Source organism: Pseudooceanicola aquaeponti (assembly GCF_050897975.1).
Classification (GTDB): domain Bacteria; phylum Pseudomonadota; class Alphaproteobacteria; order Rhodobacterales; family Rhodobacteraceae; genus Pseudooceanicola.
The window spans coordinates 301,385-317,992 of the sequence record NZ_JBPAXY010000001.1; the positions used below are offsets into that span (position 1 = coordinate 301,385).

The 16,608-nt window shown below is 66.0% G+C and carries 18 protein-coding genes; 11 read left to right on the top strand and 7 right to left on the bottom strand.

Annotated elements, in window-relative coordinates:
* The first annotated feature begins 44 nt into the window (after nt 1-44).
* The 6 genes from ACRARE_RS01445 to ACRARE_RS01470 all read left to right on the top strand — a co-directional run bounded on the left by ACRARE_RS01445 (nt 45) and on the right by ACRARE_RS01470 (nt 5,800).
* A complete protein-coding gene (locus ACRARE_RS01445) occupies nt 45-338 on the top strand; it encodes a DUF1330 domain-containing protein (protein ID WP_432654626.1) in 294 nt (97 codons plus the stop codon).
* A gap of 548 nt (nt 339-886) precedes the next feature.
* Nucleotides 887-1,963, top strand: a complete 1,077-nt coding sequence (gene cyoA / locus ACRARE_RS01450; RefSeq protein WP_432654627.1) for a ubiquinol oxidase subunit II — start codon at nt 887-889, stop codon at nt 1,961-1,963.
* Nucleotides 1,963-3,957 (top strand): cytochrome o ubiquinol oxidase subunit I, encoded by a 1,995-nt coding sequence (gene cyoB / locus ACRARE_RS01455; protein ID WP_432654628.1) that lies wholly within the window; start codon nt 1,963-1,965, stop codon nt 3,955-3,957. The genes cyoA and cyoB overlap by 1 nt, the downstream gene beginning before the upstream one ends.
* Nucleotides 3,954-4,547, top strand: coding sequence for a cytochrome o ubiquinol oxidase subunit III (gene cyoC, locus ACRARE_RS01460; RefSeq protein ID WP_432654629.1), 594 nt, complete (start codon nt 3,954-3,956; stop codon nt 4,545-4,547). The genes cyoB and cyoC overlap by 4 nt, the downstream gene beginning before the upstream one ends.
* Nucleotides 4,547-4,930 (top strand): cytochrome o ubiquinol oxidase subunit IV, encoded by a 384-nt coding sequence (cyoD, locus tag ACRARE_RS01465; protein ID WP_432654630.1) that lies wholly within the window; start codon nt 4,547-4,549, stop codon nt 4,928-4,930. The genes cyoC and cyoD overlap by 1 nt, the downstream gene beginning before the upstream one ends.
* 114 nt (nt 4,931-5,044) lie before the next feature.
* A complete protein-coding gene (locus tag ACRARE_RS01470; RefSeq protein ID WP_432654631.1) occupies nt 5,045-5,800 on the top strand; it encodes an SURF1 family protein in 756 nt (251 codons plus the stop codon).
* A gap of 69 nt (nt 5,801-5,869) precedes the next feature.
* On the opposite strand, the gene ACRARE_RS01475 is transcribed toward ACRARE_RS01470, so the two are convergent.
* Entirely contained in the window at nt 5,870-6,166 is a 297-nt protein-coding gene (locus tag ACRARE_RS01475; RefSeq protein WP_432654632.1) for a succinate dehydrogenase assembly factor 2, read from the bottom strand.
* Entirely contained in the window at nt 6,166-6,552 is a 387-nt protein-coding gene (locus tag ACRARE_RS01480; protein ID WP_432654633.1) for a helix-turn-helix domain-containing protein, read from the bottom strand. Before ACRARE_RS01480 ends, ACRARE_RS01475 begins: the two co-directional genes overlap by 1 nt.
* A gap of 110 nt (nt 6,553-6,662) precedes the next feature.
* Here ACRARE_RS01480 and ACRARE_RS01485 point away from each other — a divergent pair, with 110 nt between their 5' ends.
* Entirely contained in the window at nt 6,663-7,865 is a 1,203-nt protein-coding gene (locus ACRARE_RS01485) for a pyridoxal phosphate-dependent aminotransferase (RefSeq protein ID WP_432654634.1), read from the top strand.
* A gap of 9 nt (nt 7,866-7,874) precedes the next feature.
* Nucleotides 7,875-8,288: a hypothetical protein gene (locus tag ACRARE_RS01490; RefSeq protein ID WP_432654635.1), complete on the top strand. Its 414-nt coding sequence runs from the start codon at nt 7,875-7,877 to the stop codon at nt 8,286-8,288.
* Nucleotides 8,289-8,381: 93 nt separating this feature from the next.
* Here ACRARE_RS01490 and ACRARE_RS01495 read toward each other — a convergent pair whose 3' ends face one another.
* The 3 genes from ACRARE_RS01495 to ACRARE_RS01505 form a co-directional block, all read right to left on the bottom strand.
* Nucleotides 8,382-9,758 (bottom strand): MATE family efflux transporter, encoded by a 1,377-nt coding sequence (locus tag ACRARE_RS01495; RefSeq protein WP_432654636.1) that lies wholly within the window; start codon nt 9,756-9,758, stop codon nt 8,382-8,384.
* Nucleotides 9,759-9,956: 198 nt separating this feature from the next.
* Complete coding sequence (locus ACRARE_RS01500) at nt 9,957-10,535, bottom strand: NADPH-dependent FMN reductase (protein WP_432654637.1); 579 nt, start codon at nt 10,533-10,535, stop codon at nt 9,957-9,959.
* A 24-nt stretch (nt 10,536-10,559) separates the two neighbouring features.
* Nucleotides 10,560-11,135, bottom strand: a complete 576-nt coding sequence (locus tag ACRARE_RS01505; RefSeq protein ID WP_432654638.1) for a hemerythrin domain-containing protein — start codon at nt 11,133-11,135, stop codon at nt 10,560-10,562.
* Between the two features lie 171 nt (nt 11,136-11,306).
* Between ACRARE_RS01505 and parE the strand changes: the two genes are divergently transcribed.
* From parE to ACRARE_RS01520, 3 genes are all read left to right on the top strand, one after another.
* On the top strand, nt 11,307-13,265 hold the full coding sequence (gene parE / locus ACRARE_RS01510) for a DNA topoisomerase IV subunit B (protein ID WP_432654639.1): 1,959 nt from the start codon (nt 11,307-11,309) through the stop codon (nt 13,263-13,265).
* Between the two features lie 37 nt (nt 13,266-13,302).
* The gene (locus ACRARE_RS01515) at nt 13,303-14,004 is read left to right on the top strand and encodes a hypothetical protein (RefSeq protein WP_432654640.1); all 702 of its coding nucleotides are present in this window, start codon (nt 13,303-13,305) and stop codon (nt 14,002-14,004) included.
* 128 nt (nt 14,005-14,132) lie between these two features.
* On the top strand, nt 14,133-14,498 hold the full coding sequence (locus ACRARE_RS01520) for an RcnB family protein (protein ID WP_432654641.1): 366 nt from the start codon (nt 14,133-14,135) through the stop codon (nt 14,496-14,498).
* A 122-nt stretch (nt 14,499-14,620) separates the two neighbouring features.
* On the opposite strand, the gene ACRARE_RS01525 is transcribed toward ACRARE_RS01520, so the two are convergent.
* Both ACRARE_RS01525 and ACRARE_RS01530 read right to left on the bottom strand, forming a co-directional pair.
* A complete protein-coding gene (locus ACRARE_RS01525) occupies nt 14,621-15,304 on the bottom strand; it encodes an ABC transporter ATP-binding protein (protein WP_432654642.1) in 684 nt (227 codons plus the stop codon).
* Nucleotides 15,297-16,544 (bottom strand): lipoprotein-releasing ABC transporter permease subunit, encoded by a 1,248-nt coding sequence (locus tag ACRARE_RS01530; RefSeq protein WP_432655048.1) that lies wholly within the window; start codon nt 16,542-16,544, stop codon nt 15,297-15,299. Before ACRARE_RS01530 ends, ACRARE_RS01525 begins: the two co-directional genes overlap by 8 nt.
* Nucleotides 16,545-16,608 lie beyond the last annotated feature (64 nt).

The following is a 16,608-nucleotide window of genomic DNA, read 5'->3' on the forward strand; positions in this document are numbered from 1 at the left end:
CGGCCTATGCTCTTTGCGACAGCCAAGTGCAGGGAGACAGGATCATGGGCGCCTTCGTGATTGGCCAGATGCAGATCCATAGCCGCGATTGGATGACCGAGTATTTCGAGAAGTTCCCGGATGTGGTCGCCGCCCATGGCGGGCGCTTTCTTGTCCGGGGTGGGGCGCCCACGCAACTGGAAGGCCCTGGCCCGCTGCCCGACGCGGCCTTCATCCTGGCCTTCCCGGACAGGGCCAGCGCCGAGACCTTCTGGGCCTCGGACGGCTTTCAAAAGCTCGCCACCCTGCGCCGGACAGGCTCTGACCTGTCTGCGATCCTGGTCGACGCCCTGCCCTGAAGAGGCCCCCTGGCGGCCGATGCTTGCCGCACCACGCGCGGGTCGCGGGGCGGGCTACGCGCCACGTCTGAGCTCTGGATCCAGCGGCCTGCCCCGGGCGTCACCCCCTGCCCGGGCGCCCGAAGGGTGAGAAAGTCACTTTGCACAGCCCTCGCGACAGTTCCGACACCCGCCGGGCCCGGCCCCGCGACCGGAGCCTGGGGCGCCCCCTCGCGGAAGCCCGGCACAGCCCCCATTGCCGCAAGGGAAAGCCGCGCCCATAGGTGAGTCGCAACCCGCCCCTTTTGCCGCGCCGCCCCACAACCCCAAGCTGCACCGCAGCATCGCGATGCCCGAAATTCGCATCTGACAGTCAAATTTCTGCGCGCGGCACAGGGTCCTTTTCTCAATAATTCGTTACTTTCAGCGCCCTACGCCCCTGGTGCGTCAATCCGCCTCGCTGTTGTTTGCCGCAACAGAGCTTAGCCCGGGCGCGCAAACTCGCTTTCCGGGCGCCCGACCCTCTCCCTCTTCCCCATCGGCCCCCGGACAGAACAAGAGGCAAGACTTTGTTCCGACCACTCAAACTCCTGCTGGCCGCAGGGGGCGCGCTTGCGCTTTCCGGCTGCCAGTACCACGTCCTGGCCCCCTCGGGCTGGGTCGCCGACCAGGAGCGTAACCTCCTGATCATCTCCACCCTGCTGATGCTGATCGTCATCCTGCCGGTCCTGTTCATGTCGGTCTACTTCCCGCTGAAGTACCGCGCCGACCGCAAGGACAAGAGCGACTACGCCCCCGACTGGGAGCATTCCACCAAGCTGGAAATCGTCGTCTGGGGCGTGCCGATCCTGATCATCCTCGCCCTTGGCTATTACACCGCCGTCTATACCCACCGGCTGGACCCCTACCGCCCCCTGGACCACCTCGAAGCCGGGGATCCGATCGAGGTGCAGGCGGTCTCGCTCGACTGGAAGTGGCTGTTCATCTACCCCGAACTGGGCGTGGCCAGCGTCAACGAACTGGCGATCCCCGCGGGGCGTCCGGTGAACTTCTCGCTGACCTCCTCGACGGTGATGAACACCCTGTCGATCCCCGCCCTGGGCGGCATGGTCTATTCGATGACCGGGATGGAGACGAAGCTGCACCTGATCGCGGACGAGGAAGGCACCTACCCGGGCCGCTCGGCGCATTACTCGGGCCCCGGTTTCGCCGGCATGACCTTTGACACGCTGGCCATGGACGAGGCGGGCTTCGACGCCTGGGTCGAGGCGGCCCGCGCCGCCCAGCCCCTGACCGCCGACAGTTACCTGGCGCTGGAAGCCCCCAGCATGAACGTCGAACCCGCCTATTACGGCGCGGTCGAGGACGGCCTGTTCGACCGCATCGTCGAAATGTGCGTCGAGGACGGCCAGGTCTGCATGAGCCACATGATGATGACCGACATGATGGGCGGCGGCGGCCTGGAGGGCATCGCCGATGGCGCCGCCTATTCCTACGACCACGCCCGCTCGATCGACGGTTTCGGCAATCTGGTTCCGCGCCAGGCCCCCGACTATTCCGCCCATGGTGCCGCCGATCACGGTGACGCCTCCGAGGCATCCCATTCCGCCGAAGACGGCGCCGAGAACGAGGAGGCCGATCACTGATGGCTACCGAACACGTTCAACCGGCCGAGACCTGGAACTGGCTGACCGGCCGTTTCACCCTCGACTGGGTCCCCTACCAAGAACCGATCCTGATCGGCACCTTCCTGGGTATCGCCCTGGGCGGCCTGATCCTGCTGGCACTGATGACGAAATTCCGTCTTTGGGTGCCGCTGTGGAAGAACTGGGTCATCTCGATCGACCACAAGAAGATCGGCATCATGTACATGGTGCTGGGCTTCATCATGATGGTGCGCGGCTTTGCCGATGCCATCATGATGCGGGCGCAACAGGCCATGGCCGCCGGCGGCGCCGAGGGGTATCTGCCGCCGCACCACTACGACCAGGTCTTCACCGCCCATGGCGTGATCATGATCTTCTTCGTGGCCATGCCCTTTGTCACCGGCATCATGAACTATGTCATGCCGACGCAGATTGGCGCCCGCGACGTGGCCTTCCCCTTCCTGAACAACTTCTCGTTCTGGATGACGGTGGCCGGTGCGCTGCTGGTCAATGTCTCGCTGTTCATCGGTGAATTTGCCCGTGTCGGCTGGCTGGCCTTCCCGCCGCTGTCTGGGGCGAATTATTCCACCGGGCCGGGGATGGACTACTACCTCTGGTCGCTTCAGATCGCCGGGGTGGGCACCACCCTGTCGGGGATCAACCTGATCGCCACGATCCTGAAGATGCGCGCCCCGGGGATGAAGCTGTTCGACATGCCCGTCTTCACCTGGACGGCGCTGTGTACCAACGTGCTGATCGTCGCGGCCTTCCCCGTGCTGACCGCCACTCTGGCCCTGCTGACGCTCGACCGCTACCTCGACTTCCGCTTTTTCACCAATGACTTCGGTGGGAACGCGATGATGTACATCAACCTGATCTGGATCTGGGGCCACCCGGAGGTCTACATCCTGATCATCCCGATCTTCGGGGTGTTCTCGGAGATCGTCGCCACCTTCTCGGGCAAGCCGCTGTTCGGCTACAAGACGATGGTCTGGGCGACCTCCTGCATCATGGTTCTGTCCTTCGTCGTCTGGCTGCACCACTTCTTCACCATGGGGTCCGGGGCGGATGTGAACACCTTCTTCGGGATCACCACGATGATCATCGCGGTGCCGACAGGGGTGAAGATCTTCAACTGGCTGTTCACCATGTACAAGGGCTCGGTCCGGCTGGAGCTGCCGATGTACTGGACCATCGGTTTCCTGGTGACCTTCACCATCGGGGGCATGACCGGCGTTCTGCTGGCCGTTCCGCCGGTCGACTTCCAGCTGCACAACACCCTGTTCCTGATCGCCCACTTCCACAACGTGATCATCGGCGGCGTGGTGTTTGGCGTCTATGCCGCCGTCACTTACTGGTGGCCCAAGGCCTTCGGCTTCAAGCTTGATGACCGCTGGGGCAAGCGCGCCTTCTGGGGCTGGTTCGTGGGCTTCTACGTGGCCTTCATGCCGCTTTACGCGCTCGGCCTGATGGGCGTCACCCGCCGGATGAACAGCTATGCCGACACCGGCTGGCAGCCCTATTTCATCGTCGCCGCCATCGGTGCCGTGATCATCCTGTTCGGCATCCTCAGCACCTTCATGTGCTTCTACGTGTCGATCAAGAACCGCAAGGCCCTGGCCTGTGGCGGTGACCCGTGGAACGCGCGCACCCTGGAATGGGCCAACCAGTCTCCGCCGCAGAAGTACAACTTCCCGCAGGAGATCCAGGTCACCGGCCGCGACATGTTCTGGAAGATGAAGCAGGACGGCTTCCAGTGGTCCACCGACTACCAGCCGATCCACATGCCCAAGGACACCGCATCGGGCGTGCTGATCTCGGCCGCGGCCTTCGTCTTCGGCTTCGCCATGGTCTGGTACATCTGGTGGCTGGCCATCCTCGCCTTCCTCGCCATGCTGGCGATCGGCATCGGCCATACCTTCAACTACAACCGCGACTACTACATCCAGCCGGATGAGATCGCGGCCACCGAAGCGAAAGGAACCGCAGCATGAGCGCGACCGACGCACAGGGCCACGCTCATGGCCACCACGAGAGCCCGACCCCCATCGGGTTCTGGATCTACCTGATGAGCGACTGCATCATCTTCGGGGCGCTGTTCGCGACCTATGCGGTGCTGGGCTTCAGCTATGCGGGCGGCCCTGCCCCCGCGGATCTGTTCGAACCGGGCTTCGTCGCCATCGAGACGGCGCTTCTGCTGATCTCTTCGGTGACCTTCGGCATGGCCATGCTGGCCGCCGACAAGGGCCGGCTGGACAAGACGATCAACTGGCTGATCGTCACGGGCCTCTTCGGTCTGGGCTTCATCGCCATGGAGATCTACGAGTTCCGCCACCTGATCCACATCGGCGCAGGCCCCGACCGCTCGGCCTTCCTGTCGGCCTTCTTTGCCCTGGTCGGCACCCACGGGCTGCACGTCACCGGCGGTATCATCTGGCTGGTGACGCTGATCGTGCAGCTGCGGATGCACGGGCTGATCGGTGCCAACATGCGGCGCCTGTCGACCCTGTCGATGTTCTGGCACTTCCTTGATCTGGTCTGGATCGGGGTCTTCTCCTTCGTCTATCTCGTGAGGTTGATCTGATGAGCAGCGACCACGACACCCACACCGAGGGCCACACCGGCCACGGCACCTTCGGCTCGCTGATGACGGGCTTTGCCATGGCCGTCATCCTGACCGTGCTGCCCTTCGGGCTGGTCATGGGCGACACCGGCCTGTCCCGCAACGTGCTGATCGGCCTGATCATGGCCATGGGCGCGGTGCAGATCATCGTGCACCTGGTCTATTTCCTGCATGTGGGCCGCAGCAGCGAACAGGGCTGGACCCTGACCGCCACGATCTTCTCGGTGATCATCCTGGTCATCGTTCTGGCGGGCTCTCTCTGGGTCATGCACAACATGAACCAGAACATGATGCCGATGCCCGATCTGGACGAGATGATGTCGCTGCAATCGCAGCAGGGCTGATCCGGCCCCAAAAGATCGCAGGGAGGGGCCGGGCGGGATCGTCCGGCCCCTTTCCATTGAAGGGGGCGCCCCCTGCCCCATCTTCCCCAGAAACCCCGGCTGATCGAGGCCCCCATGACCCCCGCCCCCTCTACCGATGACACATCCACGCCGCGCGGCCCGCGCTGGCCCCGCCTGATCCTGGTCACCCTGCTGGCGGTGATCGGCGTGGCGGGTTTCGCCTGGCTGGGCACCTGGCAGGTGCAGCGCCTGCACTGGAAGACCGACCTGATCGAGCGGGTCGAGGCCCGCATCCATGCCGCCCCCGTCGCCGCCCCAGGGCCTGAGGCCTGGGCCGGGATCTCCCGCGAGGGCGACGAATACACCCGCGTGACCCTGTCGGGCAGCTACGACCATGGCGACACGGCCCTGGTCTACACCCCCTCGGACTACGGCCCCGGCTACTGGGTGCTGACGCCCCTGCGCCGCGACGACGGCACCGTCGTCCTGGTGAACCGCGGCGTGGTGCCCGAGGACCGCGCCCTGTCGGGCGACTACAGCCACCCCAAAGGCCCGGTTACCGTCACCGGTCTGCTGCGGATCTCCGAGGATGAGGGCTGGCTCTTTTCGCAGGACAACGACCCCCAGGCGGGCCGCTGGTATCGCCGCGACATCGGCGCCATCACCCAGGCCCTGGGGCTGGCCCGCGCCGCGCCCTATTTCGTCGATGCCGAAGCGGGCGCCGAGGCCCAGGCCTGGCCGCGCGCAGGCAAGACCGTTGTCGCCTTCCGCAATTCCCACCTCAGCTATGCGCTGACCTGGTTCGCGCTGATGGCCCTGGTCCTGGGCGGCTATGCCCTGGTCCTGCGGGCCGAACTGCGCCGGGGCTGACCGGCGCGCGCCCCAAAACGACAAAGGGCGGCCCCGGGGCCGCCCTTTCGCGCTTCATCGAAGACGGGCTTACTGGTGCCCGGCGATCCGGTCGATCATCGGCACCAGATTGGCCGGGGCCGGTTTCTGCCCCGACACCCACTGATACAGGTCCTGATCGTTCTGGGTCAGGATGGCGTCGTAATCGTCCAGCTCGGCCGCGCTCATCCCCTCCAGCTCGGTCTCGGCAAAGCGCATCAGGATAATATCCATCTCCTTGATGCCCCGCCGCATGGACCGCATCTTCATCCGCTTCAGGCGGGTCTCGCGGGCCTCATCCCTGGGATAGGATTCGACGGGGGCGAACGGGGGGGTGGCTTCGGTCATCACGCATGGTCCTTCAGGGTCTGCCGCAGGCGCTTTTCCAATAGCGCCAGGCGATCGGTCATGCCAGCCATCTGGCTGCGCAATTCCCGCATCTCCTGCAAGACCCCCAGGGCAGTGGCGTCCAGCTCGCCGCCCTCTTCGGGCGCCGCCACGCCGTCGCCCTCGCCCGACAGCAGCCAGGCCAGGGACACGCCCAGCACCCCGGCCAGCATCTGCAACTTGTTGGCGCGCGGCTCGCTCAGGTCCTGTTCCCAGGACTTCAGCGTGCCCAGCTTGATTCCCAACCGCTTGGCCAGCTGGCCCTGGGTCATCCCCGCGGCCGACCGCGCCGCCTCGATCCGATCCCCGAAGGTCGCATGTTCGGCCGAATACCAATCGTCACTCATCTGGGTCTCCTATCCCTCGCGGCCCGCCCGCCCGGGCCGATGCAACTTGCGGGGCGCGCGCCCCAAGCCTAAGACGGAGAGCAGCGCATTACAAACCGGAGCCCGACGCCATGGCCTTCCTTTCCGACACGCTGGCCCGTGTGAAACCCTCTCCGACGATCATGATGACCAACAAGACGTTGGAGCTGAAGGCCGCCGGGCGCGACGTGATCGGCCTGTCGGCGGGCGAGCCCGACTTCGACACCCCCGAGAACATCAAGGCCGCCGCCGTGGCCGCCATTGCGGCGGGCAAAACGAAATACACCTCCGTCGACGGCATCCCCGAGCTGAAGCGCGCCGTCTGCGCCAAGCTGAAGCGCGACAACGGGCTGGACTACGAACCGGCCCAGGTCTCGATCGGCACCGGCGGCAAACAGGTCCTCTACAACGCCCTGATGGCGACGCTGAACCCCGGGGATGAGGTGATCATCCCCGCCCCCTACTGGGTCAGCTATCCCGACATGGTGCTGCTCGCGGGGGGCGAGCCGGTGGTGATCGAAGGACCGCTGGAAACCGGGTTCAAGATCACCCCCGAGGCGCTGGAGGCGGCGATCACGCCGCGCACCAAGTGGCTGATCTTCAACTCGCCCTCCAACCCCACGGGCGCGGGCTACAGCTGGGACGAGCTTAAGGCACTGACCGAGGTGCTGATGCGCCATCCGCAGGTGCACATCCTGTCGGATGATATGTACGAACACCTGGTCTACGACGACTTCACCTTCTGCACCGTAGCCGAGGTCGAACCCGGCCTCTACGACCGCACCCTGACGGTGAACGGCGTATCGAAGGCCTATGCGATGACCGGCTGGCGCATCGGCTATGCCGCCGGGTCGGTCGAGCTGATCGGCGCCATGCGCAAGATCCAAAGCCAATCGACCTCGAACCCCTGCACCATCAGCCAATGGGCCGCGCTTGAGGCGCTGGAGGGCACCCAGGACTTCATCGCCCCCAACAACGCGCTGTTCAAACGCCGCCGCGACATCGTGGTCTCGCGGCTGAACGCCATCCCGGGCATCACCTGCCCGAAACCCGATGGCGCCTTCTACGTCTACCCCTCGATCGCCGGGCTGATCGGCAAGACCAGCAAGGGCGGCACGCTGATCGACAGCGACGAGGCCTTCGCCACCGCCCTGCTAGAGGAAAACGACGTGGCGGCGGTCTTTGGCGCGGCCTTCGGCCTCAGCCCGAACTTCCGCATCTCCTATGCCACCTCGGAAGAGAACTTGGAGAAGGCCTGCGACCGGATCCAGGCCTTCTGCGATGGCCTGAGCTGAGGGAAATCCATGTCCGCCGAGCTGCCCCCCTATTACTTCCGCGTCCGCGACAATGGCGCCTTCGTCTTCCGGGTGACGACCGAGGACCGCCAGCGGCGCATCGCCATGGACCAGATTGCGGTGATCAACATCCGCAACGGCGATGTGAAACCCCATGGCGACCGGGTGCTAGAGCCAGAGGATCTGGCGGCGATCCGCGACTGGATGGCGGCCCGGCGCGAGGTGCTTTCTGCGCGCGAGCTGGACGACATCTTCCGCACGGTGGATCACCTGAACACCACCGCCCAATGGGTGCAGACCCGCGCCACCGAGGACGAGCTGGAGGCGATCACCGACCCGCTGCTGCTGGCCATGCATGACCTGCGCAGCGTGCTGGTGCGCAAACGCGCCGAACGCCTGATGCGCGAGCGCGACGGCGACTAGCCCCGGGCCCCGCCTCTTTTCATCCGACAGCTGGAAATACTCTGGGGGGAATTGGGCCCGCCCGGGCCCAAGGGGGGCAAAGCCCCCGCCCCCCTAGCCCGCCCGCGCGGCGATCTCGGCCTCGGCCTGGGGCACGACGCTGCGCCACAGCCGGGTCATCATGGTGACGGCGGCCAGCGACAGGCCCGCCGCCAGCCCCAGCCAGATCCCCACCCCGCCAAAGCCCAGCGGGAAGCCTAGGGCATAGGCGGCGGGCACGCCCACCACCCAATAGCTGATGGCGGCAAAGATCATCGGGCGGCGGGTGTCCTGCAAGCCGCGCAGCAGGCCCAGGGCCAGCACCTGCATGGCGTCGGCCAGCTGGAAGACGGCCGCCGCGAACAGCAGGCTCTTGCCCACGGCCAGGATATCCTCGCGCGCCGGATCCTCGGGCGACAGGAAGGCCGCGATCATCGCCTCGGGGATCATCAGGAAGGCCATCAGCGACAGCCCCACGATGGCCAGCGCCAGCACCAGCGCCACATGGGCGCCGCGCCGGAAGGCCAGCATGTCGCCCTGCCCATGGGCCCGGCCCGCGCGGATCGTCACCGCCTGGCTGAGGCCCAGATGCACCATGAAGATCATAGAGGTGATCTGGATGGCGATCCCATGGGCCACCAGCGGCAGTTCCCCCAGCCAGCCCATCAGCACCGAGGAAGCGGCGAACAAGCCGACCTCGGCCACCAGGGTCAGCCCGATGGGCCAGCCCAGGCGGAAGACCCGGGCCAGGATCTCGCCATCGCTTTTCCACAGCCGCTGGAACAGGGACTGCTCGGGCAGGGTGCGCTGGATGTAGATCACCAGATAGATCACCGTGGCGAAATGCATCAGCAGCGACGACAGGGCAGCGCCGCGAATGCCCAGCTCGGGGAAACCCCAGGCGCCGAAGATCAGGGCGTAGTTGGCGATGGCATTGATCCCCACGGCGACCAGCATCACCACCAGAACCACATTGGTGCGCCCCAGGGCGGCCAGATAGCTTTTCAGCACCATGGCGCCCAGGGCGGGGAAGATGCCCCAGGCCAGGATGTCCAGATAGTCGCCCGCCAGGGCCGACAGGGCCGGCGTCTGGCCCAGGGCCAGAAAGATCCGCTCTGCCGACAGCAGGATCGGCAGGATCACCACCCCGGCCAGGGCCGACAGCCACAGGGTCATCCGGGTCAGCCGCCGCGCCTGGGTGGTGTCGCCCTGCCCCTCGGCCGCCGCCACCAGCGGCGACAGGGCGGCGGAAAAGCCGCTGCCCGCCAGAAACAGCACCGTAAACAGCGCCATGGCCAGGGTCTCGGCGGCCAGGGTGGTGGGATCGTACCAGCCCAGCATGGCCGCATCGACCAGCGACAGCGACATCTGCGCCAGCTGGCTGCCCGCCAGCGGCAGACCCAGGATCAGGATCGCCCGCAGGTGCCCGCCATATGTCATCGGAGTGTTCATTCTTTCCCCTTAGGCCGGGCATGGGCGCGCGGCAAGGGCGCCTGTTCAGGGGGGCGGGACCGCGCAGGCGCGGACCAGAGGGGCCGCAGCCCGGGTCAGAGCCCGGGTCAAAGACGAGGCCGCCCGCCCCGGCAGGGGACGGGCGGCACCAAGGTTGCGGCAGGGTTCCCGCCGCAGGGCAGCAAGCGGGGCCGGGCCTCAGGCGCTGTGCAGCGGCTTCAGCGCCTGGCCCCATTTGACCAGCTCGTCGAAGAGGCCCTGAAGGCCGTCCTTCATCGGGTCATTGGCCTTCACCGTGCCGTCTTCCAGCAGCGGGAAGACCATCGGGATGGGCACCACGTTGGGCAGCGGCATGGCGCCCTTGTTCGAGATCAGCGTGCGCAGCTCTTGGGCCGAGCGCAGGCCGCCCGAGATGCCGCCATAGGACACCAGGCCGACGGGCTTGTATTTCCACTCGACCGCGATGACCTGAAGCGCGTTGACCAGGGTGGCAGGGGCGAAGAAATCGTATTCCGGGGTCACGAGGATCACCGCGTCGGCATCGCCGATCACGGCGGACCATTTCTTGGTCGACTCGTTTTCGTACTTCTGCATCGCCGGGTGGTTCGGCTCGTCCAGCAGGGGCAGGCCGATCTCGGCCAGGTCGACCAGTTCCACCTCGAAGCCGCCGTGGTCGCGGGCGCCGCTGTTCACCCAGTTGGCCACGCTGGGGCCGACGCGGCCCGGGCGGGTCGAGCCGATGATGACTTTCAGTTTCAGTTTGCTTTCCGTGCTCATGACTTGTCCTTTCGTCACAAAATTTCAGACCCCGCCATAGAAGCCAAGCGCCTCGCGCAGTTCCGTTTCCTCGTAGCCGAAATGCGATTGCATATCGGTATACAACGCCTCGAAGGCCGCCTTCAGCGGGCCATAGGCCGCCGCCCCGGGGGCCTGCATCATTTCCTGCACCGCCAGGGCCAGGGCCTCTAGCCGGGCATGGATCACCTCGTGCTCGGCCCGCAGCTTGGCCAGGACGGGGGCAAATCCGGCCCCCGCCGCCCGGTCCAGATGCGGGAACATATGCGCCTCTTCGATGTCGTGATGGGCCATCACATGGGCGCAGTGCTGACCGCAGAGCGCGCCGAAGAGGCGCAGGTTGCGCAGCATCGGCATCTCGTCCAGCCGGGCCGCCAGCGCCCGGGCGCCATCGCGCGCCGCCGCTGCCGTCTCGGCCGCCTCGATCTGATCGACCAGCTGACGGGTCTGCGCCATCTCGCGCAGGTACATCGCGTGGATCAGCGCCAGCCGCCCGCCCTGCCGCCGTTGCGCCTCGGTCGCCCCCTCGATCCGGGGGGCGGCGGGGCGGGCGGCTTCGTTCAGGCTCAGATCTGCGGTCATCCGGGGCTCCTTTCGCCTCAACCTAAACCGCCTTGCCGCTGCGGCAATCCGCAACCCGCGCAGGGACATCTGCCCGCCTGCGCACAATCGCGCCCAAGGCCTTTTCCCGCCCGGCCCGCGCTGCCATAATGCCGCGACCCAGATCACCAATAAGAGCAGCCGGGACCATCCATGTCAGACGACCTTCTGAACGGCGCAGCGCCGCAGACCTACGACGCCTCCTCGATCGAGGTGCTGGAAGGGCTGGAACCTGTCCGCAAGCGCCCCGGCATGTATATCGGCGGCACGGATGAACGCGCCTTGCACCACATGGTGGCGGAAATCCTCGACAACTCGATGGACGAGGCGGTGGCGGGCCATGCCAACCGCATCGAGGTCGAGCTGCTGGAAGATTATTCGGTGATGATCCGCGACAATGGCCGCGGGATGCCCTTTGACCCGCACCCGAAATTCCCCGGCAAATCCGCGCTGGAGGTGATCCTGTGCACCCTGCACGCGGGCGGCAAGTTCTCGGGCAAGGCCTATGAGACCTCGGGCGGCCTGCACGGGGTGGGTGCCTCGGTGGTCAACGCCCTGTCGGATTCCATGGTCGTGCAGGTGGCCCGCGACCGCAAGCTGGTGGAACAGCGGTTTTCGCGCGGCATTCCCCTTGGCCCGGTCGAGGAAATCGGCGCCGCCCCCAACCGGCGCGGCACCACCACCACCTTCCACGCCGACCCCGAGATCTTCGGCAGCCACCGGTTCAAGCCCGCGCGCCTGTTCAAGTCGATCCGGTCCAAGGCCTATCTGTTCTCGGGCGTCGAGATCCGCTGGAAATCCGCCATCGACGACGGGGTCACCCCGACCGAGGCCACCTTCCACTTTCCCGGCGGCCTGTCGGACTATCTGAAGGAAACCCTGGAAGGCAGCTCGACCTATGCCGATCAGCCCTTCGGCGGCCGCGTCGATTTCCAGGAACGCTTTGGCGAGGCGGGGCGCGTGGAATGGGCGATCAACTGGACCCCCTCGCGCGACGGTTTCATCCAGAGCTACTGTAACACCGTCCCCACGCCCGAGGGCGGCACCCACGAGGCCGGGTTCTGGGCCGCCATCCTGAAGGGCATCCGCGCCTATGGCGAGCTGGTGAACAACAAGAAGGCCGCGCAGATCACCCGCGACGACCTAGTCACCGGGGGCTGCGCGCTGGTGTCGTGCTTCATCCGTGAACCCGAGTTCGTCGGCCAGACCAAGGACCGCCTGGCCACCACCGCCGCGCAAAAGCTGGTGGAAAACGCCGTGCGCGACCATTTCGACAACTGGCTGGCCTCTGACAGCAAATCGGCGGGCGCCATCCTCGACTTCCTGGTGCTGCGCGCCGAGGAACGCCTGCGCCGCCGCCAAGAGAAAGAGACACAGCGCAAATCGGCCACCAAGCGGCTGCGCCTGCCGGGCAAGCTGGCCGATTGTTCCAACAGCACCCGCGAGGGCACCGAGCTTTTCCTGGTCGAGGGCGATTCCGCAGGCGGCTCCGCCAAGATGGCCCGCAACCGCAAGACCCAGGCCCTGCTGCCCCTGCGCGGCAAGATCCTGAACGTGCTGGGCGCGGCCTCCAACAAGATCGGCGCCAACCAGGAGATCGCCGACATGTGCCAGGCCCTGGGTGTGGGTCTGGGCACCAAGTTCAACATCGACGATCTGCGCTATGACAAGATCATCATCATGACCGATGCGGATGTCGACGGCGCCCATATCGCCTCGCTGCTGATGACCTTCTTCTTCACCCAGATGCGGCCGATGATCGACCACGGCCACCTCTACCTCGCCTGCCCGCCGCTGTTCCGCCTGACCCAAGGGGCGATCCACGTCTACGCCCAGGACGAGGCGGAACGGGATATGTGGCTGGAAAAGGGCCTGGGCGGGCGCGGCAAGATCGACGTCTCGCGCTTCAAGGGTCTGGGCGAGATGGACGCCAAGGATCTGAAGGAAACGACGATGGACCCCAAGTCGCGCAAGCTGATCCGGGTGACCATCGACGAGGACGAACCGGGCGAGACCGGCGACCTGGTGGAACGCCTGATGGGCAAGAAGCCCGAACTGCGCTTCCAGTACATCCAGGAGAACGCAAGGTTCGTGGAAGAGCTGGATGTGTGAGGGGGAACGCCCTCCTCATCGCCTGGCGCAGACCGGGATGCGCTGGACCAAGATCTATCTGATCTGCCTGGTCGGCGGCATCCCCGTCTTCGCCTTCTTCGGACTGATCGAGATTCACCCTCTGGAATTGAATGAGGTCGGCGACTTCCTCGCCGGGGCCTTCGGCCCTCTGGCGCTGTTCTGGGTGGTGCTGGGGTTCTTCCAGCAGGGCGAGGAATTGCAAAACAGCGTCGATGCGCTGCACCTGCAAGCCAGGGAAATGCGCGCCTCGGTCGAGCAGCAGAAGGCCATGCTGGAGGTGACCCGGGAGGCGATCGAGCATGAGAAGGTGAAGCTAGAAGACGAACGAGTTCGCCTCGACGAGGCATCCAAGCCGCTATTCAGCGTCAGCTTCGAAAAGCCTAAAGCGACTGGTTTGCCAAACCTAGGTGTGCAAGCCTACGTGAGCCTTGGCCGCCTCCAGATACACAATGCTGGTGGCCCAGTTACTTTGGTAAACCTCTCACTTGAAACAGAACACTCTCGTGTAGCCTATTTCACTTTGAATGCGATCGGTTCCGGTAGCACGGCAACCAGGGACTTCGGAGACCAGAACGTACGAGGTAACCATCTGCGACTTGCAATCGAATATACGCGCGGCAACGGACAGCGAGAACGGCAAGTTTTTCAAACGACATCAGTGTTCGGAATTAGCGATGGGTACTCTTTCTCTAAAACTGGCGAAACGCAGCGTATTTGACGCTCACTCCCTTCCCTTGGCGCCCGGAACCAAATGAACGGCACCTTCCCGCCCATCCCCTGCCCCCGCAGAAACCTCCCCCTCCCCTCATGCGTTGTCCCCCCAACCTGCTGCGAAAGGAGACAGCCATGAAACGTACCGTTCTCGCCACGCTCACCGCCCTGACCGCCCTGACGGGCGCCGCCTATGCCAACCCGGGCAACGGGAATGGCAACGGCTGGGGTGGCGGCAACATCCCCCCCGGCCAGGCCAAGAAGCTGTTCCACCAGCAGGGCGACCGCAGCGTCATCATCGACCAGACCCGCCACGTCTACCGCCTGGGCGACCGCCTGCCCGACGGCTATGTGGTGATCCGCGACTATGACCGCTACGGGCTGCAATACCCCGGCGATGGCTATCGCTACGTCCGCTACGACAACGAGGTCTACCGCATCGCCCGCGACACGGCGACGGTGGCCGCCGCCCTGGGCATCGTGTCGGACCTGCTGAACTGACCCCGAGGGGCCAGGCACAAGACGGCAAAAGGGGCGGCCCGGGTGGGACCGCCCCTTTCCATTCGATAGCTGAAAAGACGCGCGCCGATGGCAGGCCGCGCGCCCCGGGTCCAGCGGCGCGGCTACCCCGCGACCAGCGCGCCGTCTTCCATGCGCAGCACCCGGTCCATGCGGGCGGCCAGCTCCAGGTTGTGGGTGGCGATCAGCGCCGCCATGCCGGTTTCCCGCACCAGCCCCACCAGCATGTCGAAGACCCGGTCCGAGGTGGCGGGGTCAAGGTTGCCCGTCGGCTCGTCCGCCAGCAGCAGCGAGGGCGCATTGGCCAGCGCCCGGCAGAAGGCCACCCGCTGCTGCTCGCCCCCCGACAGTTCGGCGGGGCGGTGGTCGGCGCGGTCCGACAGGCCCACGCGCTCCAGCAGGTCGGCGGCGCGGGCGGCGGCCTCGGCGCGGGTGCGCCCGGCGGCATATTGCGGCAGCTCGATATTCTCGGCCGCCGTGAACTCGGGCAGCAGGTGGTGGAACTGGTAGACGAACCCCACCTCCTCGCGGCGAATGGCGGTGCGGCGGCGGTCGGGCAGGCCCGTCACCTCTTCGCCCTTGATCGCCACCCGGCCCGTGTCGGGCGCATCCAGCAACCCCGCGATATGCAGCAGCGTCGACTTGCCAGAGCCCGAGGGGGCGACCAGCGCCACCACCTCGCCCGGGTTCACCACCAGCCCGGCCTCGCGCAGCACGGTGATCTCGTTGGGCTGCCCGGCGTTATAGGTCTTCACCAGGGCCTCAAGGGTCAGGACCGGATCACTCATAGCGCAGCGCCTCCACCGGGTTCAGCCGCGCCGCGCGGCGGGCGGGAAAGATCGTGACGCCGAAGGACAGGGCCAGCGACAGCGCCACGGAAGAGATCACATCGCCCAGTTGCAGCTTGGCCGGAATGGCATAGATGCCGCGGATCGACGGATCCCAGACGCCGCCGCCCGAGAGATAGTTCACCAGGCTGAAGATCGGGTCGATATAAAGCGAGAAAAGCACCCCCAGCACCAGGCCAACGGCGGTGCCGATGAGGCCGGTGAAGGCGCCGCAGATGAAGAAGACCCGCAGCACCGCCCCCTCGGTCAGGCCCATGGTGCGCAGGATGCCGATATCGCGGCCCTTGTTCTTGACCAGCATCACCAGGCCCGAGGTGATGTTCAGCGAGGCGATCAGCACCAGAATGGACATGATGATGAACATCACATTGTCCTCGACCGTCAGCGCGCGCAGAAAGGCGCCCGAGGCATCGCGCCAGGTCCAGATCAGCGCCCGCTCTCCGGCCGCGATAAGGACCGGAATGGCGTAGCGATCGACCCGGTCGGGGTCCTCGACCATGACCTCGATCTCATCGGCCACCCCCTCGCGGTTGAAAAAGCTCTGGGCCTCGGCGAAGGGCATGTAAAGGCGGGTGCGGTCGATGTCATAGCGCCCGGCGGTGAAGACATAGACCACCTCGTAGGTCTTGACGCGGGGGCTGGTGCCGAAGGCGGTCTTCACCCCATCGGGCGAGATCAGCTTCACCCGGTCGCCCGCCATCACCCCCAGTTCGCGTGCCACGCCGGATCCGATGGCGATCCCCTCGTCAAAGCGCGCCAGGTCGCCCTGCGCCTCCAGCGGCTCGGCGATGCGGGGGATGGCGGCCAGATCGGCGGCGCGGATGCCGAAGACCTCGACGCCCGCGTTGCGGCCATTGGCATTGGCCATCAGCTGCGACTTGATCAGCGGCGCGGCCCGGGTCACGCCCTCGACCCCCGCGATCCGTTCGGCCCGGGCGTCGTAATCGGTGATCGCGCGGGACAGGGTGCCATTGGCCTGGGCCTCGGCAGAATTCAGCACGGTCACATGGGCATTGGCCCCCAGGATCGTGTCGACGAACTCGGCCCGGAAGCCCGCGCGCACCGACAGGGTGGCGATCAGGGCGAAGACCGCCAGCGAGATCCCCACGAGGGAGATCCAGGTCATCACCGACACGCCCCCTTCGGCGCGGCGCGCGCGCATGTAGCGCCAGGCGATCATCCATTCGTAGCGGGAAAAGGGCGGCGCGGCTCTGCTCAAATCTCTGTCCTCAAAGCTCCCGGAG

What these genes read in the sequence shown, in the direction of transcription:
- ACRARE_RS01475 (WP_432654632.1), bottom strand. Translation starts at nt 6,166, where the DNA reads ATGACCGAAGCCACCCCCCCGTTCGCCCCCGTCGAATCCTATCCCAGG.
- ACRARE_RS01525 (WP_432654642.1), bottom strand. Translation starts at nt 15,304, where the DNA reads ATGAGTGATCCGGTCCTGACCCTTGAGGCCCTGGTGAAGACCTATAAC.
- ACRARE_RS01520 (WP_432654641.1), top strand. Translation starts at nt 14,133, where the DNA reads ATGAAACGTACCGTTCTCGCCACGCTCACCGCCCTGACCGCCCTGACG.
- ACRARE_RS01495 (WP_432654636.1), bottom strand. Translation starts at nt 9,758, where the DNA reads ATGAACACTCCGATGACATATGGCGGGCACCTGCGGGCGATCCTGATC.
- ACRARE_RS01445 (WP_432654626.1), top strand. Translation starts at nt 45, where the DNA reads ATGGGCGCCTTCGTGATTGGCCAGATGCAGATCCATAGCCGCGATTGG.
- ACRARE_RS01500 (WP_432654637.1), bottom strand. Translation starts at nt 10,535, where the DNA reads ATGAGCACGGAAAGCAAACTGAAACTGAAAGTCATCATCGGCTCGACC.
- parE (WP_432654639.1), top strand. Translation starts at nt 11,307, where the DNA reads ATGTCAGACGACCTTCTGAACGGCGCAGCGCCGCAGACCTACGACGCC.
- cyoB (WP_432654628.1), top strand. Translation starts at nt 1,963, where the DNA reads ATGGCTACCGAACACGTTCAACCGGCCGAGACCTGGAACTGGCTGACC.
- ACRARE_RS01490 (WP_432654635.1), top strand. Translation starts at nt 7,875, where the DNA reads ATGTCCGCCGAGCTGCCCCCCTATTACTTCCGCGTCCGCGACAATGGC.
- ACRARE_RS01480 (WP_432654633.1), bottom strand. Translation starts at nt 6,552, where the DNA reads ATGAGTGACGATTGGTATTCGGCCGAACATGCGACCTTCGGGGATCGG.
- ACRARE_RS01515 (WP_432654640.1), top strand. Translation starts at nt 13,303, where the DNA reads ATGCGCTGGACCAAGATCTATCTGATCTGCCTGGTCGGCGGCATCCCC.
- ACRARE_RS01485 (WP_432654634.1), top strand. Translation starts at nt 6,663, where the DNA reads ATGGCCTTCCTTTCCGACACGCTGGCCCGTGTGAAACCCTCTCCGACG.
- ACRARE_RS01470 (WP_432654631.1), top strand. Translation starts at nt 5,045, where the DNA reads ATGACCCCCGCCCCCTCTACCGATGACACATCCACGCCGCGCGGCCCG.
- ACRARE_RS01505 (WP_432654638.1), bottom strand. Translation starts at nt 11,135, where the DNA reads ATGACCGCAGATCTGAGCCTGAACGAAGCCGCCCGCCCCGCCGCCCCC.
- ACRARE_RS01530 (WP_432655048.1), bottom strand. Translation starts at nt 16,544, where the DNA reads ATGATCGCCTGGCGCTACATGCGCGCGCGCCGCGCCGAAGGGGGCGTG.
- cyoC (WP_432654629.1), top strand. Translation starts at nt 3,954, where the DNA reads ATGAGCGCGACCGACGCACAGGGCCACGCTCATGGCCACCACGAGAGC.
- cyoD (WP_432654630.1), top strand. Translation starts at nt 4,547, where the DNA reads ATGAGCAGCGACCACGACACCCACACCGAGGGCCACACCGGCCACGGC.